This window comes from Geodermatophilus sp. SYSU D01105 (genome assembly GCF_054050095.1).
The window spans coordinates 101,955-116,978 of sequence record NZ_JBJGYR010000002.1 but is presented as its reverse complement, the minus strand read 5'-3'; the positions used below and the strand labels follow the sequence as shown (position 1 = coordinate 116,978).

Annotated in this window: 14 protein-coding genes and 1 pseudogene; 3 read left to right on the top strand and 12 right to left on the bottom strand. The window is 72.3% G+C overall.

All coding sequences use genetic code 11. The features are described from left to right. The first annotated feature begins 74 nt into the window (after window positions 1–74). Window positions 75–638: a hypothetical protein gene (locus tag ACI79I_RS02140; RefSeq protein ID WP_456990583.1), complete on the top strand. Its 564-nt coding sequence runs from the start codon at window positions 75–77 to the stop codon at window positions 636–638. A 143-nt stretch (window positions 639–781) separates the two neighbouring features. Here the strand turns inward: ACI79I_RS02140 and ACI79I_RS02135 are convergent, their stop codons facing one another. The 4 genes and pseudogenes from ACI79I_RS02135 to ACI79I_RS02120 form a co-directional block, all read right to left on the bottom strand. Further along, on the bottom strand, window positions 782–2,035 hold the full coding sequence (locus ACI79I_RS02135) for a flavin-containing monooxygenase (protein ID WP_456990581.1): 1,254 nt from the start codon (window positions 2,033–2,035) through the stop codon (window positions 782–784). 340 nt (window positions 2,036–2,375) lie between these two features. After that, entirely contained in the window at window positions 2,376–2,591 is a 216-nt protein-coding gene (locus tag ACI79I_RS02130) for a hypothetical protein (RefSeq protein ID WP_456990579.1), read from the bottom strand. Window positions 2,592–2,656: 65 nt separating this feature from the next. Further along, a complete protein-coding gene (locus ACI79I_RS02125; protein ID WP_456990577.1) occupies window positions 2,657–2,803 on the bottom strand; it encodes a hypothetical protein in 147 nt (48 codons plus the stop codon). A gap of 85 nt (window positions 2,804–2,888) precedes the next feature. After that, window positions 2,889–3,107 (bottom strand): annotated as a pseudogene (locus tag ACI79I_RS02120) (glycoside hydrolase family 3 N-terminal domain-containing protein); the annotation flags it as partial. Window positions 3,108–3,224: 117 nt separating this feature from the next. Here ACI79I_RS02120 and ACI79I_RS02115 point away from each other — a divergent pair. Further along, window positions 3,225–3,965 carry a PP2C family protein-serine/threonine phosphatase gene (locus ACI79I_RS02115; protein ID WP_456990575.1) on the top strand — a complete coding sequence of 247 codons (741 nt, stop codon included), beginning with the start codon at window positions 3,225–3,227 and terminating at the stop codon, window positions 3,963–3,965. A gap of 12 nt (window positions 3,966–3,977) precedes the next feature. On the opposite strand, the gene ACI79I_RS02110 is transcribed toward ACI79I_RS02115, so the two are convergent. Beyond that, window positions 3,978–5,021 carry an LCP family protein gene (locus tag ACI79I_RS02110; protein WP_456990573.1) on the bottom strand — a complete coding sequence of 348 codons (1,044 nt, stop codon included), beginning with the start codon at window positions 5,019–5,021 and terminating at the stop codon, window positions 3,978–3,980. A gap of 783 nt (window positions 5,022–5,804) precedes the next feature. Here ACI79I_RS02110 and ACI79I_RS02105 point away from each other — a divergent pair. After that, on the top strand, window positions 5,805–7,124 hold the full coding sequence (locus ACI79I_RS02105) for a UDP-glucose dehydrogenase family protein (protein ID WP_456990571.1): 1,320 nt from the start codon (window positions 5,805–5,807) through the stop codon (window positions 7,122–7,124). Between the two features lie 89 nt (window positions 7,125–7,213). Here the strand turns inward: ACI79I_RS02105 and ACI79I_RS02100 are convergent, their stop codons facing one another. The 7 genes from ACI79I_RS02100 to ACI79I_RS02070 are packed head-to-tail and all read right to left on the bottom strand — an operon-like array spanning window position 7,214 to window position 15,024. Next, window positions 7,214–7,960, bottom strand: a complete 747-nt coding sequence (locus ACI79I_RS02100) for a carbohydrate deacetylase (RefSeq protein ID WP_456990569.1) — start codon at window positions 7,958–7,960, stop codon at window positions 7,214–7,216. Continuing rightward, window positions 7,957–8,913, bottom strand: a complete 957-nt coding sequence (locus tag ACI79I_RS02095) for a phosphotransferase family protein (RefSeq protein WP_456990567.1) — start codon at window positions 8,911–8,913, stop codon at window positions 7,957–7,959. The genes ACI79I_RS02100 and ACI79I_RS02095 overlap by 4 nt, the downstream gene beginning before the upstream one ends. A 59-nt stretch (window positions 8,914–8,972) precedes the next feature. Then, on the bottom strand, window positions 8,973–10,118 hold the full coding sequence (locus ACI79I_RS02090; RefSeq protein ID WP_456990565.1) for a glycosyltransferase family protein: 1,146 nt from the start codon (window positions 10,116–10,118) through the stop codon (window positions 8,973–8,975). After that, window positions 10,115–11,290, bottom strand: coding sequence for a hypothetical protein (locus ACI79I_RS02085; RefSeq protein ID WP_456990563.1), 1,176 nt, complete (start codon window positions 11,288–11,290; stop codon window positions 10,115–10,117). The genes ACI79I_RS02090 and ACI79I_RS02085 overlap by 4 nt, the downstream gene beginning before the upstream one ends. Window positions 11,291–11,301: 11 nt before the next feature. Beyond that, entirely contained in the window at window positions 11,302–13,296 is a 1,995-nt protein-coding gene (locus tag ACI79I_RS02080; protein ID WP_456990561.1) for a right-handed parallel beta-helix repeat-containing protein, read from the bottom strand. Window position 13,297: 1 nt separating this feature from the next. Continuing rightward, on the bottom strand, window positions 13,298–13,867 hold the full coding sequence (locus tag ACI79I_RS02075) for a class I SAM-dependent methyltransferase (RefSeq protein WP_456990559.1): 570 nt from the start codon (window positions 13,865–13,867) through the stop codon (window positions 13,298–13,300). Next, window positions 13,864–15,024, bottom strand: a complete 1,161-nt coding sequence (locus ACI79I_RS02070) for a hypothetical protein (RefSeq protein WP_456990557.1) — start codon at window positions 15,022–15,024, stop codon at window positions 13,864–13,866. The genes ACI79I_RS02075 and ACI79I_RS02070 overlap by 4 nt, the downstream gene beginning before the upstream one ends.

The following is a 15,024-nucleotide window of genomic DNA, read 5'->3' as shown; positions in this document are numbered from 1 at the left end:
CGCTGGGCGACGTGCCCGGCGTCACCTGCCCGCAGCCGCTGGGGGTCGTGGAGGGGCCGCATCCCGGTTTCCGCATGTCCCGGATCGAGGGGCAGCCGCTGATGGACCACCTCGCGCGGACGGAACTGCACGATGAGCGCCTCGGCGAGCTGGCAGCTGCCGTTGCCACGGCGCTGCGCGTGTACGTCGAGGCGGTGCGGGAGCCCTACCACGACCTCAAGCTCGACAACGTCATGCTCCAGCCCTCCGGAGCGCTGGCTTTCCTGGACTTCGGCCGTCCTCAGGGCCATGTGCCATCGGAGGACCGCGTCGACGACGCGCTGTACGAGTCCAGCGTCGCGAACCTGCTGGCATCACTGGTGTTCGAGAGCGCACGACCGAAGCGGCTCGTGCGCCGGCGGCTGCACCGACAGAGCGCCGCGATGGCGACCGCACTCGTCGTAGCTCTCGCCGACCGCGGAACGGCCCTGCACCCCGAGCGGTTGGTGCATGAGGCTCGGCGTGCGTACCTCCGCTCGACGTTCGGCCGCCGTAGCGTCGCCCGGACGGCGTGGTACGCGACGGTGGGCTGGGCGGTCGGTCGACGGGTCCGGCTGCCCGAGGGCCGGGTCGGTCCCGTTCCCTGGTGGGGCCGGTGATCGAGGTGCGGCGCCCGGTCCTCCGACGCCACATCCGATCGGGTGCGCGGCGAGTCGGTCCGGCCTGCGCCCGTGGAGCGCCGTGCGAGCGGCTCGGCGCACCGAAGTCTGTTCGGCGGGGTGAGCGCCTCCGCCAGCGGCCGTCAAGTCCGAGCCGGCGCTGTGGCTGACTGGTCGAGGGTCAACGGCACCGTTCGGCTCGGAGGCAGCATCCGCTCGACGAGCCAGGCGGCGTCCGCCGCGACGTAACCCACCCAGTTCGAGCTCCGCGAGCGCTGGAAGGGGAGCCCGAGGAAGAACAGGCCCGGAGCGGCGCTGACCCCGTTGGTGTGCACGAGCCGTCCGTCGACGACGGCGTCTGGCACATCCAGCCAGGCGTGGTCCAGGCCGAAGCCGGTGGCCCAGACGACCGCAGCGACGTCGAGGGTGGAACCGTCCGCGAACCCCACCGTCGTCCCCGACGTCGTCACCGCGCGGGGGCGTACGGAGACCCCGAGCGCACGCAGGCGCCGCCACGACATGCCGATGACGAATCCGATGGCATCCTGCTGCGCCTTACCGCCGGGAAGCGAGCGCTCAGCGCCGGCACGCGAGTGGACGCGGTCGTAGCAGGCCTTCGCGAGTGGCCACAGGAGGCCCACGACCTTGTCGCGGATGCGGAACCGACGGGGTTGGCGGGATTGGGGGGACGGCAAGGAGTCAGGAGGCTTCATGGCCAGGCCCAGGGTCGTGATCCACCAGAACAGGTCCCGCCCCAGCGGTCGCTGCGAGATCATGCGGTTCCGTCTGCCGACAGCGAGGCTGACGGCATGGCCCGATTCGGCCAGCTCAGCCGCTATCTGCACACCCGAGTTCCCGGCCCCGACGACGAGCACGGGACCTCTCGTCACGTCGGCCGCCCGCTTGTACTCGGAGGTGTGGAGCTGGACGACGTGAGGGTCCAACCCGCGGGCGAGGTCCGCCGGCACGCGCGGTGACGCGAAGGCCCCCGTGGCGACGACCACCTGCCGGGCCGTGATCACACCGGTGGTCGTCTCGGCGACGAAGGCCTCGGAGGACTTCCACAGCCGGGTCACCCGCGTCCCCAGCCGTACCGGGAGACGAAAGGTCTTCGCGTAGGTCTCGAGGTAATCGGCCACCTGGTCCTTGGTGGGATAGGTGCCGGCCGGTGCAGGGAAGGGCAGGCCCGGCAACGAGTTGTACGGGGCTGAGCTGAACAGTCGCAGCGAGTCCCAGCGCGAACGCCAGGCGTGCCCCACCCGGGGTCCTGCGTCTACGAGGAGGAAGTCGGCGCCACTCTGCTGCAGGTACCAGGCCAACGAGAGACCCGACTGCCCCGCGCCGATGACGAGCACGTCCACGTGGTCCTGATCGTCCGGCCGAGGAGGCTGGGTCATGGGCGCACACTGTAGGAGCCGTCCGGCCGGGATAGAACCGTCCTGACCATCGGACGAAGAGCTCTCGGAACCGACGTGACCCGCGGCTGGTGCGTCCGAGGGAGTCTGACGGTCGATCGGGCAGGGCCTTCGTGCTGGACGCGGTTCGAACGGAGGCGTCCTCCTCGGAGGAGAACGCGGGATCGGCCTCGGCGCGGGCGAGAACGAGGTCGACCGTCCTTCGCGGGGTGCCGGGCGCCAGCAGATGGACGGCGTCGCGGCGGTGGCCTGTGTGCGCGGGGCTGGCGAGAGGACCCCCGGCGTCGGGTGCCGGTGGCGCAGGATCCGGGGGATCGTGGGGCTACTCGCGCCGTCCGGCGGCCAGGAGGAGGCCGACCTCGGACAGCAGCGCGGCTGCCCAACCGCCTACCACGAAGATGTCGCCGCGGTGGACGCCGTGGTCCTCGCCGAGGCGGAGCAGCACGGGGCCGTCGTTGAGGTACTTGCCGGTGAGCAGGAGGAACGCGAACACCGACAGGACCACGGCCGGGACGACGGCGTACAACCAACGAAGCACCCGGGCACGGTAGGCCGATCCCTCGGGGACGGGGTGGTGTGCGGCTCCCGTGTCCCCAGTCCGGGTCACGCAGGGGGCAGCAGCAGCCCGGCGCGGGCCTTGGCGGTGTGCGCGGTGCGAACGGCGGCATGACCCCGGTCGGAGAAGGCGGCGCCGCTCGCGGCGCGGGCCAGGACGGCGTCGACCATCTCCGGCACCGTGCCGGGGTCCACGGTGAGGACCAGCGTGCCCCCAGCGGCGGGAACCGGGCCGCGCGCTCGCCACCGGCACGTCCTGGACCGCCCGGGCCGCACCGACGTCGTCGGAGATCACCACGCGGTCGAAGCCGAGCCGCTCGCGCAGCACGTCGGTGACGACGACCGGGGAGACCACCGCCGGCGCGGTCGGGTCGATCCGCGGGTAGGTGGCCGAGGACGCCATCACGAACGGGAGGCCGGCCGAGGTGGCCAGCGAGCCGAAGACGACGAGCTGCGCGTCGTCGTGGAGCTGACGACCGCATCCCCCCATCGTCGCGCCCGTCCCCGACGCGGTCGCCCTCGCGGGGCGACCTGCCGCTTCCCCGCGGACCTTCTACGCTCGGCGCACCCGCCCTCGTGGTGGGTCGTTGTCGTCGATGCGAGCCGTGGAGCGTGGATGCCGCCGGTCGAGCTGAGCTGGGCCGCGGCCACCGCGGTCGGCATGCGCGAGGACAACCAGGACAGGTACCTCGCCGAGCCGCCCGTCTTCGCCGTCGCCGACGGCATGGGCGGGCACGTCGGTGGCGCCGCGGCCGCGGAGGCGGTCGTCGAGGCGCTCCGGGCGCTGACCGGTGGCGGGCCGACCACGGTGGAACGGATCCGCCTCGCGCTGCAGCGGGCGGACGGGGAGATCCGTGCCTTCCGCGGCCCGGACCGTGCCGGGGCGGGGACGACGGTCGCCGGAGTGGCCCTCGTCGACGAGGGCGAGGGTCCGCAGTGGGCGGTGTTCCACGTCGGGGACTCCCGGGTCTACCGCTGGCACGACGGAGGGCTCGAGTCGCTCACCACCGACCACTCCGTCGTGCAGGAGCTGATCGACGCGGGCTACCTGTCCGACGAGGGGGCCGCCGTCCACCCCCAGCGGCACATCATCACGCGGGCCCTCGGGGTGGGGGCGAGCAACGAGCCGGACGTCCTCCTGCTGCCGATCGTGCCGGGCGACCGCTTCCTGGCGTGCTCCGACGGGTTGACCGGCGAGGTGGGCGACGAGCGCATCGCCGAGCGGCTGTCCGCCACCGCCGGGCCGGAGGCGATCGTCGCCGGCCTCGTGGCCGACGCCGAGGCCGTGGGTGCCCGTGACAACGTCACCGTCGTCCTCGCCATGGCCGGCGGGTCGGCCGGCGTCCCCCTCCCGTGAGGGGCCGGACGGTCAGCGGGGCACGTCGGGCAGGGCCTCGTCGCTGAACTCCGCCGCGTTCAGCGCCAGCGAGTCGTCCTGCAGGTGGCTCCACATCCGCCCGCAGGCCTCGTCGTCGAGGTGGACGACGCTCGCCGAGCCCTCCGTGCCGGTGCCCTGCACCGGCGCGGTGAAGAACGCGACGCCGTCGGGGTCCAGGCCGCGCAGCGAGTAGGCCAGCGCCAGCATGTCCCCGTTGCCCAGATCGTCGTCCACGGAGACGGCGCTGGTGACGGCGAGCAGCGTGGCGTCCAGCCGGGCCGGGTCGGTGAACGTGTCGGAGCTGAACAGCTGACCGAACACCGCCTGCAGGTACTGCTGCTGCCGGCGCACCCGGTCGAAGTCCCCGCCGGGCAGGCCGTGACGCTGGGCGAGGTACCAGCGGGCCTGGTCGCCGTCGAGGTGGTTGACGCCGGCCGGGAAGGTGTAGGGCCCGTCGCTGGTGGTTTCCGCGACGACGACGTCCACGCCGCCGAGGTCGTCGGTGACCTGGATGATCCCCTGGAAGTCGATGGCCACGTAGTGGTCGACCCGGACGGCGGTGAGCTGCTCGACGGTCTGGATGAGCAGCGTCGGCCCGCCGTACGCGTACGCCGCGTTGATCTTGTCCATGCCGTGCCCGGGGATGTCCACCCAGGAGTCCCGCGGGATGGAGATGACCTGCGCGTGCGCCCGGTCCGCGGAGAAGCGGGCGATCATGATCGCGTCGGAGCGTCCGCCCTCGGCCACGCCCTCGTCCGCCGTCTCCCGGGTGTCGGAGCCCACCAGCAGGAACGTGACCGGCTCGTCACCGGCCTCCTGCGCGGGCGTTGCCGGCGCCGGGCGCGCCTGCTCGTCGAGGTCGGCGAAGACGTCCGAGACGCGGTCGATGTTGCCCGCGTACCGCTCGGTGAGGAACCACAGCCCGCCGCCGACCACGAGGGCGAGCACCAGCCCCAGGACGCCGAGGGTGATCAGCACCCGGCGCGCCCGCCGACGCGGCGCGTGCTGCTGCTGCGTGGTTCCGTCCGTGCTCACTCCGACCCCCGTCGACAGGCAACGGCACCGAATGTACGGACCTGACGCCGCAGAGTGACGGAGGTGTCACCCGGTCAGGGGGCCGACCGCACCAGCCCGCAGCGGCAGGCGTACAGGGCGGCGCCACTGAACGGGTCGTCGCCGATCCTGCGGAAACAGTGCACGTGCAGCCGGCGCCTGCGCGCGGTCACCGTCGGCCCCGGGTTCAGGGTTCCCGGTGCGAGGCGGTCCGGTGCGCGGCCACCACGCACCGCGAGACGGCAGGGGGAGCCCCGCGGGTCCGCCGGCGCCGGGGCGAGCAGGGGTCCGGGGCTGCCGGGGCTGGTCGATCAGCAGGCCTCGACGGGACGGGGTCGAGCTCCTGGCGGTCGGCGAGGCGAATCGACCGGCCGACGACCAGCGCACCGAGCGCGCCCAGGACGAGCCAGCCGCCTCCCACCACCCACAGCACCACCGTCATGGACCCTCCCGTGGGCTCCGGGCAGCACACTGGCGTCAACGAGGACACGTCCCGGACCGCCCGGGAAGCGTTCCCGGTGCTCACTACACCGGAGTCCGTCCCCCTGTGGCGCCCCCCGATGAACGGGGTGGGCGACACGCAGGGACGACCATGACGGACCGGTAGCTTCTCATCCTCTCTGGGTGATGGCACCGGCGGGCCCCGCCGGCGTGGACTGCCCCCTGGTGGTGAGCAGTGATGGCTCAGGCTCGCCACCACCCCGTACCTTTCGGGACGGGTGACGACCGGCAACGTCGCCAGTGGCCACGCAGGGTGAGGTGCACATGAAGATCTCGGTCGTCGGTTGCGGCTACCTGGGCGCAGTCCACGCCGCCTCCATGGTGGAACTCGGGCACGAGGTCGTGGGCATCGACGTGGACGAGCGGAAGGTGGCCGCGCTGTGCCACGCCAAGGCGCCGTTCTACGAGCCCGGGTTCGAGGAGCTGCTGCAGCGGACGCTGGCCACCGGCCGGCTGCGGTTCAGCACCGACATCGGGGCGGCCGCGGGCAGCTCGGTCCACTTCGTCTGCGTCGGGACGCCGCAGAAGCGTGGCGAGTACGCCGCCGACCTGCGGTATGTCGAGGCCGCGGCCGAGTCGCTGCTGGACGTGCTGACGGCCGGTGAGCTCGTCGTGGGCAAGTCCACCGTGCCGGTCGGCACCGCGGCCCGTCTCGCCGAGCTGGTGGGGAGCAAGGTGTCCGGCGCGCTGCTGGCGTGGAACCCGGAGTTCCTCCGCGAGGGGTTCGCCGTCCAGGACACCCTGCACCCCGACCGGCTGGTCTACGGACTGCCCGACGGTCCGGACGGCGAGACCGCCGAGAGGATGCTCGACGAGGTCTACAGGCCGATCGTCGAGCGCGGGACGCCGAAGGTGACGACCGACTACGCCACCGCCGAGATGGTGAAGACGGCGGCCAACAGCTTCCTGGCCACGAAGATCAGCTTCATCAACGCGATGGCCGAGCTGTGCGAGGCCACCGGCGCGGACGTGAAGCTGCTGGCCGACGCGATCGGCTACGACGACCGGATCGGGCGGAAGTTCCTCAACGCCGGGCTCGGCTTCGGCGGTGGTTGCCTGCCCAAGGACATCCGGGCGTTCATGGCCCGCGCCGGGGAGCTGGGCGCCGACCAGGCGCTGACGTTCCTGCGCGAGGTCGACAACATCAACATGCGCCGCCGGATCCGGATGGTGGAGCTGGCCCGGGAGGTGTGCGACGGGTCGCTGCTCGGCAAGCGGGTGGCGGTGCTCGGGGCGGCGTTCAAGCCCGACTCCGACGACATCCGCGACAGCCCGGCGCTCAACGTGGCCGCGCAGCTCCAGCTGCAGGGTGCCGACGTGCGGGTGACCGACCCCGCGGCGGTGGAGAACGCGCGACGGCTGTGGCCGCAGCTGGACTACGCCGACACCCCGGAGGAGGCCGCCGAGCGGGCCGACGCCGTCCTGGTGCTCACCGAGTGGCGCGAGTACCGCGAGCTCGACCCGGTCGCCTTCGGGAAGGTCGTGGCGCAGAAGCGGGTCCTCGACGGGCGCAACGCGCTCGACCGTGAGGCCTGGACCGCTGCCGGCTGGACCTACCGGGCTCTGGGCCGCCGCGCGGGCTGAGTCCAGCGGTCGCAGTCGTCCGGGCGCGGCTGTGCTCGGTGCGGCGGCAACTCCGGCTCCGACAGGGGGGCACCGTGCCCGGGGGAGGTTCAGGAGGCGGCAGAGCCGGTCCCGGCGAGTACTTCGTGGAACGTCGTCAGCCGCACGAGGTGCTGGTCCAGAGCGGCCCGGACCCGGGGGTCGCAGAGCACGGAGACCTCCGAGCTGCGCTCCGTGCGGTACGGGGAGTCGAAGTCGTCATCCTCTCCGGGGTGGCAGCCGAGCTCGGTGAAGCCCTGAGGAAGTGCGGCGAGGATCCGCACCAGGGAGTCGACCGTGATCCCCTCGGGCCACGGCTCACCCGTGCCGGTCTGCCCGTGGAAGTCCCCGCAGTGGGTGATCCTCGGACTGCAGGCCCGTGTCGGGATGTCCAGCGGTCCCACCGCCTCGAGCAGGGCCGACCGCGTCGGCTCCCGCAGGTGGACGTGCTGGTGGGAGTCGACGTGCGTGGGGTCCCTGCCGACGAGGCGCCGGAAGGTCCGCAGCTGGGCGGTCACCTCCGCAGCGACGGCCTCGGGGTCGTCTGTGGGTGCCACGGTGTAGACCGGCTCCCACTGGCCGTCGCGGTGGACCCACTCGCCGAGGTCGAGGTGCAGTCCGACGCTCAGTGCGGGCCGCTCCCGGGCATAGGTAGCCGCCTGGACGGCCGCCGGCCAGCGCACCATGAGGCTGGCGCTGGTCAGGATGCCGTGCTCGTGGGCTCTCCGGATGCCGCGGTTGATCCCCGGTGTCCGCCCGAAGTCGTCGCCGTTGACGATGAGCAGGCGCTCGGTGGAGCCGCCGGTCGGCGCGGTCACGACCCGAGCCGTTCGGCGAGCTGGACGGCCTGACCCAGCCAGTCCCGGGCGTGGTCGGGAGGTGGCGACCAGCCGGGGGCCCAGCCGAGCCACTGGACGGCCACGCACAGGCTGCAGCAGTCGAGGAGCGCGAGGAACTCCTCGGCCCCCGGCGGCCACCCGGGACGGGGCCGCAGTGCCCGGCGGTAGGAGAGCGCGAGAGCTCGGCTCGTGCCCTCGTCCCATCCGCTGCACAGGGCCGCCACGTCGAGCAGCCCCGGGCCCAGCCCGGCCATCTCCCAGTCCACCGCGCACACGCGTCGATCAGCGACGCCTTCCACCACCAGGACGTTGGACGCGTACAGCTCTCCGTGCAGGAAGGTCACCGGCATCGTGGCGAGACGCTCCAACGCCCGGCCCAGGCCGGCTCCCACCCTGCGCAGTGCAGACCGCTGGTCCTCCGTCGCCACTCCATCGACGAGGGCGGAGCAGGCGCGGTCGAGCCACCGGCGGTAGTAGGCGGCGTCGTACCGGATCAGGTGGGCGCGCGACTCCTGCAGCTCCCCGGCGTGGTCCGTGAAACCGTCGTGCATGCCGGCCAGCCACCGGGCCACGTCGTGCCACACCGGCGGCTCGCCGACCTGGTACAGCTCGCGGCCGGGGACCTTCTCCAGGATCAGTCCGGGCCCGCCGTCGTCGAGAGTGCCGTAACAGCGGGCCGTCCCCAGTGCCTGGAGCGGCAGGATGTCCGCGTAGGCCTCGATCTCCCGCAGGGGGTCGTAGAGGAACGCGGGTTTCGAACGGCGCGCGCCCGGCAGCATCCCAGCTCTGCCGAGGTCCTTGAGGACCAGGTCCAGGCGTGTGCCGTCGTCCAGCTCCACCTCCAGCTCCTCCAGCCGGAAGCTCGTGCTGTAGATGTACGGCCGTCCCCGCAGGGTGACGATGCGGCACGGGCGCCGGAGGCAGGAGGTCAACGCTCGCTCCAGCGCGCCGGCCAGCTCGGGCCGACCAACCGGCGGCGCTCCTGCTCCCGTCACGTCGCGTCCACCTCCCGCAGCAGTCGCCGGAGCACCCGGGCGGAGTCGAAGTGTGCCTCAGCCAGGGAGCGAGCGGCGGCCGAGTGCCGTGCACGGTCCTCGGCGACCTCCGCCACGCCGGCGAGTGCGTCCTCGAGGTCGTCGAAAGCCAGCAGACCCGCCCCGGTCGGCAGGTGGCGGGAGAGCCCGGTGTCCTGGGCGAGCACCGGCCGTCCGGAAGCCAGGTAGCACACGCTGCGATCGCTGAACCAGCCGCTGCGGGACAGGACGTACCCGCTCTTGGCGATCCCCAGCTCCGCCTTCGAGCGCTGGACGAACTCCCGGTAGGCGGACGGCGAGCCGGCCACCTCCCCAGGGTCGAGGAGCTCCCACCTGTTGGCGCGCAGGGCCGCCACGTCAGCGGCCTCTGCCGGGTCGATCGCGAGGGCCAGCAGGAAGCGCTCCTCGGTACGGGTGGGCAGGGCCATCAACGGCCGGAAGGAGTGCACCTTCTGCCCGTACTGCACGCCGTCCAGCTCGACCGACCCGTAGCTGCGCCAGTTGGCCACCGTGGTGAACCCGGTGCCCGTGTCGCCGTGCCCGACCGGCCACTCGTCGAGGACCACGGGGGGCCACGTCGTGATCCAGGTCCGGCCGCCGGTCGGGACGGGACAGCCCAGGCTGCCGAGGGACTGTCCGACCGTGACGAAGTGAGTGTGGCCGGCCAGGCCGACGTCGAGGCCCTGGGCGTCCCAGAGCTGCGTGAAGCCGGGGTCCACGTCGAGGTAGACGCGGACGGGGACCCGCGAGAACAGCTCCTCGCCGGCGAGTGTCCCGGAGATGTCGACCAGCACGGACGTGCCCGCCCCGATCCGGGCCAGGTCCGAGTGGGAGAGGCCGGCGGTCTCCTGCGTGTCCCGGCGCACCAGGGCCCAGGCGTCCTCGAGCCCGTGCTCCTTCATGACCTGCCTGCAGTAGCGGGCGTTGACCGAGTGCAGCAAGGGGACGTCGGCCGGCTGGAGGACCTCGGGGTCCACGGCCTCGACGAAGAAGACCTCGTGGCCCAGCCGGGCGAAGCCGAGGAGGTACTGGAGCACCGCCCAGGTGGCGCCGCCCTGGCCCGGCACCGCGGCGATCATGCCGCTCACCACGATCCTGGTCATCGATCCGGCCTCACGGGCGTGACCCCGATGTGCTCGAGGAAGGCGCTCAGGACGACGTCGGAGTCGAACCACGTCTCGGCGAGCTCCCGCGCTGCGTGGCGGTGGTGCTCGTAGTTCCGCACGATCTCCCGCACGCCGGCGGCGGCCTCCTCCATCGTGGCGAACGACAGCAGGCCCTGGCCTGTCGGCACGGTTCGGCCGAGACCGGTGTCCTGGACGAGGACGGGCCTGCCGGCAGCGAGGTAGTGAACCGTGCGGTCGCTGATCCAGCCGCTGCTCGTCTCGACGTAGATGCCCTGCGCCGCCGAGAACTCCGCCCCGGACGTGCGGACGTAGTGGCGGAAGGACTGCGGGTCACCGGCCACCCCGCGAGGAGCCACGAGGTGCCAGCCGTGGCTCTCGAGCAGCGCCCTGTCCCTGGCGTCGGCCGGGTGGATGTCGAGGGCGATCTCGAACGTGGCTGGTGCGGTACGCGGCAACGCGGCGAACCTGCGGAACTCGTGCACCTTGAGCCCGAAGGTCCGGCCCTCCCAGGTGACCGGCCCGAAGGCGCCCCGCCAACTGCCCACGGTGGTGAACCGTCGAGGGTCGGCGTCCGGACCCTGTGACCACTCGTCGAGCACGAACGGGGGCCGCACGTGCCGCCAGGAGATGCCGTCGACGGGGATGGGGGAGTGCCCGGTGCCGACGTTCTGCCCGACGGTGAGGTGCACATCGTGGCGCTCCAGCCCCAGCGGACGGCCTGCGGCGTGCCAGTACTGGGTGAAGCCGGGGTCGACGTCGACATAGACCTTGGGCGCCAGGCGGCGCATCAGCGGCTCGTACGTCAGGTGACCGCTGATGTTGACCAGCGCAGCCGCGGACTCCGCGCGGGTGAACAGGTCGTCCTCCGGCATCCCGATGAACCGCGCCCCGTCGTCGATGATCAGGCTGGACACCGGCGCGAGACCGAAGGCGTCGACGACCGCGCGGTGGAAGGCGAGGTTCGCGGAGCTCTCGACCGGCGAGGAGGTCCCTCTGGCGTCCACGCAGACGCCGGACGAGACCTGTTCGACGAAGACGACGTCGACGCCGAGCCGCCGCAGGCCGAGGACCCAACTGAGCCGGACCCACGCCTCGCCTCCGTTGCCGGGCTTGTTCGCCAACGCGCCGGCGACGAACACGGTGGTCACGCGCTTCCCGCTCAAGCCCGACGGGCGGCGACGTCAGGCGCCGTCGCTCCACGCCGCCCACCGTGTGCGGCGCCGACGCGGGCCGCGAGCGCCACGGCCTCCTCGAATCGCGACCGGCGGCTGCAGAGGACGGCGGAGGCGCCCTCGGCGGAGGCGCCCTCGGCGGAGGCGCCCAGGCGGCGGTCGCGGACCGCGCTGGCGCCGGCCGGCACCTGCAGGTCGCAGACGCGTACGGCACCCTCCCCGGTGGCGACCGTGGGGGCGATCTCGACCGCGACCGGAGGTCCCTCACCTGCCGGCGCGCGGAGCACGAGCCCATCGATCTCGACGTCCTCCACCCGGTCGAGCAGGACTCCTCGGTCCGCGGCGGAGGCCTCAGCCACCCCGTCGAGGACGAGCACGTTGTCGTGGATGGCAACATCCCGGGCGCTTCCGATGGCGATCCCCGAGCCCTGCCAGTTCCGCACCGTGTTGCCGTGGATGCGGAGCCCCCGCTGCGTCGGCTCGTCGGCGAGTTGGTGGCCGAGCCTGCGTCCCTGGACCTCGATCCCCGCGTCCCCGCCCGGGGCCTCGACTGTGTTGTCGCGGACCTGGAGGTCGCGGGTGTGCGGGCCCTCCGGCCAGTCCGGGTCGTTGCTGATCAGGATCGCTTCCCGGCTCGTCCCGCTGATGTGGTTTCGTTCGACACTCCCTCTGCCGGTGTGCAGGCGGAGCGCGTGGCCGCGGTGCCGGCGGTAGCGGTTGCCCCGGACGACGTAGCCCTCGCCGCTCGCGCTGAGGTTGAACACGGCGTCGGGGACGCCGTCCTGGCCCGATGCGGACAGGCCCGGTAACGGGGAGTCCAGCCGGAGCCGCAGGTCGCCGCGTGGGCCCTCGCTCAGGGCGGCGACGCGGCGAGCACCGGTGATCCGTCCGGTCACCGGGTCGGAGAACTCGAGGCGGTCGCCCGTCCGCACCGGTTCGTCAGCGGCCACCAGGAGGTCGCGGTCCGACGGCATCGCGAGGACGTCCATTGGCGGTGCATAGACGTTGAGCCCGTCGTCCATCATGCGCTCGAAGACACAGTCCTCGACCGTCGGCCCCTCGCGACAGGCCTGGGCGTGCACCCCGTCCGCGTTGCTGCTCAGCAGCCGGTCACTGCCCGGCTGGACCCCGACGGTGCAACCTGTGATGCGGGTGGCGTCCGACCGGCTCAGCGCGAAGGCCGCCGCGTTGGCCGCGCGCACGTGCACCTCGCGCAGCGTGGTCCGGGACGACCGGGAGCAGAGCACCGCATGGCCGAACTGCCTGGCCAGATAGACGAAGACGTCGCCGGGGGACAACCCCGTCGGCAGGTCCTCTCGCGTCCGGAGGCGGAACGAGCGCCTACCGAGTGCCAGGGCGGCCGTGACGAACACGACGTCGGGCACGCCGCTCTTGAGGTCCCCCGTCCCGGGGGCGAAGACCGCGCCGAAGGCCGACGGATGGCGTTCTTCTGGTCCTGCGAAGGTGAAGAACGGGGCGTCGAGGAGCGGTTGTCCCGAGGCGACCTCCACGTCGAAGGCCTGGTCCTCGGGGTGGACTGCGGTGACCGTCGTACGGGCGAAGGGTGCGGGGTCGTAGTCGACGGTGAGCCCGTGGAGCTCACAGCCGTCGCAGTCCCGGAGCGCCAGGCAGCCCAGCGCCGGGTCGTCCACCACGATCGTCGCCCCGGGTCCCGCGATGGTCAGCCCGGTCGCCCCGGCGACCGGCAGCGCGTAGATGTCACCGGGCGCGCCGCGGACCCGGTACCGGCCCCGCTCCAGGGTGAGCGTCGTGCCGGGGCCGGCGGCGCGGGCGGCATCCAGTGCGCGGCGCAGCGCCGGTCCGTCGTCGGCCACACCGTCGCCGACCGCGCCGAAGTCCCACACCGACAACTGCCGTGCCGGCGCATCGCTCAGGTACCAGACGGCCTGTACTCCCCCGAGGACCACCGCGCCGGCGCCGATCAGCAACGCGCGACGGGAGACCCTCGGTGGCTCGGTCACGCTATTTGACCGCCTCGACGAACAGGCTCTCGGCCTCCCGGTTGTCGAGTTCCAGGATCCCCGGGGCATGCCGGCTCTGTGTCTGCCGGAACGAGCAATGCAGCACGTCCCGGTACCCGGCCTTCCACAGCAGCTCCTCGATGAAGTCGGCGGTGAAGAGGGTGACCGTGTAGCCGTACCACAGCATGTGGACGATGGCCCGTCCACCAAAGCTGCGCAGCTCGGACTCGGGCACCAGGAAGTACTGCTCGTCGCGACGGCGGTAGGCATCGAGGCTGCGGTCGAAGTCCGGCAGGCACAGGCGCAGGACGCCGTCGGGCCGGAGCATCCTGCGCAGCTCCTCGAGGACGGGGACGAGGTCGGGGTAGGGGATCATCGGGAGCGCGTGGATGCTCACGATGTAGTCGAGGCTGTCGTCGGGGATCGGCAGCCCCTCCCGGATGTCAACGGTGATGTCGATGCCGGGGCCCTCCTTGAGGTCCGAGTTGATCCAGCCGGGCTCCCCCGTGTCGCCGCAACCCCAGTTGAGCCGTCTGATGGACCGCTCGGTCCCTCCGGCGGTCAGGGTCACGCGACACCCACCTGGCTGAGCAGACGGCGCAGGACCTTGTCGGAGTCGAAGTACTCCTCGGCGAGGTCGCGAGCGGCACGGGCGTGGCGTCTCCGGTTTCCGCAGATCTCCTCGACCCCCGCTGCTGCCTCGTCGAGAGTCGTGTAGGTCACCAGGCCCTCGCCCAGCGGGTACCGGTCCGCCAGGCCGGTGTCCTGGGCGAGGACGGGGCGACCGCTCGCGAGGTAGCAGATGCTGCGGTCGCTGACCCATCCGCTCCGCGACCGGACGTACATGTTCTTCGCCACCATGAACTCGGCTCCCGATCCCTGGACGAAGTGCTGGTATGCCGACGGTGTCGCAGCGACCGAGGCGGGCTCCGTGAGCTGCCAGCCGGCGTCCCGCAGCGCCCCGGCGTCGGCCCGGTCGGCCTCGTGGATGTCGAGTGCCACCTCGAAGTCCCGGCCGGTCAGGCCGGGCAGGCGGAGGAGCCGGCGGAACTCGTGTACCCGCAGGCCGTAGGTGCTGCCGTCGTACTCGACGGGGGCGAACGGCCCACGCCAGCTCGCGATGCTGGTGAAGCGCCCGTCTCCTGACGGCTGCGCCGGCCACCTGTCCAGCACGACCGGCTGCGATGTGGTGACCCAGTCCAGGCCGCACGTCGGGATGGTGCAGTCCGGCCGGCCGATGTTCTCCCCGATGGTGACGTAGCAATCGTGCCCCTGGAACAACGCGTACAGGCCCAGGCTCTGCCACATCTGCCCGAAGCCGGGATCGATGTCCAGCAGGACACGGCGCGGGGCCTTCTCCAGGACCTCCTCGTCGTCCAGGAATCCCATGACGTTCAGCAGCAACGAGCTCCCCCTCGTCCGCTGGAGCAGTTCCGCCCGGGACATGCCGATCACGTGCCGGCCACGGTCGTACAGCAAGGCGAAAGACCGGTCGAGGTCGAACTCGCGGAGCACTGCAAGCAGGTACCTGAGGTTGACCGAACCATCCACGGCGCAGGGTCGTGAGGAACCGTCCACGCACATGTCCGGCTCGAGCCGGTCGACGAAGAGCACGTCGTACCCCAGCCGTCGGAAGCCGAGCAAGTACTGCAGGAAGACCCAGGCGTGACCGCCGTAACCGGGGCGCTGGGCCAGGGAGCCGGCGACCACGATCCTGGGCCTCACCAC

Bases quoted from the DNA above. Each gene is read 5' to 3' on its own strand.
- ACI79I_RS02135 (WP_456990581.1), bottom strand. From the start codon at position 2,035: ATGACCCAGCCTCCTCGGCCGGACGATCAGGACCACGTGGACGTGCTC.
- ACI79I_RS02105 (WP_456990571.1), top strand. From the start codon at position 5,805: ATGAAGATCTCGGTCGTCGGTTGCGGCTACCTGGGCGCAGTCCACGCC.
- ACI79I_RS02115 (WP_456990575.1), top strand. From the start codon at position 3,225: ATGCCGCCGGTCGAGCTGAGCTGGGCCGCGGCCACCGCGGTCGGCATG.
- ACI79I_RS02090 (WP_456990565.1), bottom strand. From the start codon at position 10,118: ATGACCAGGATCGTGGTGAGCGGCATGATCGCCGCGGTGCCGGGCCAG.
- ACI79I_RS02140 (WP_456990583.1), top strand. From the start codon at position 75: ATGTCCCGGATCGAGGGGCAGCCGCTGATGGACCACCTCGCGCGGACG.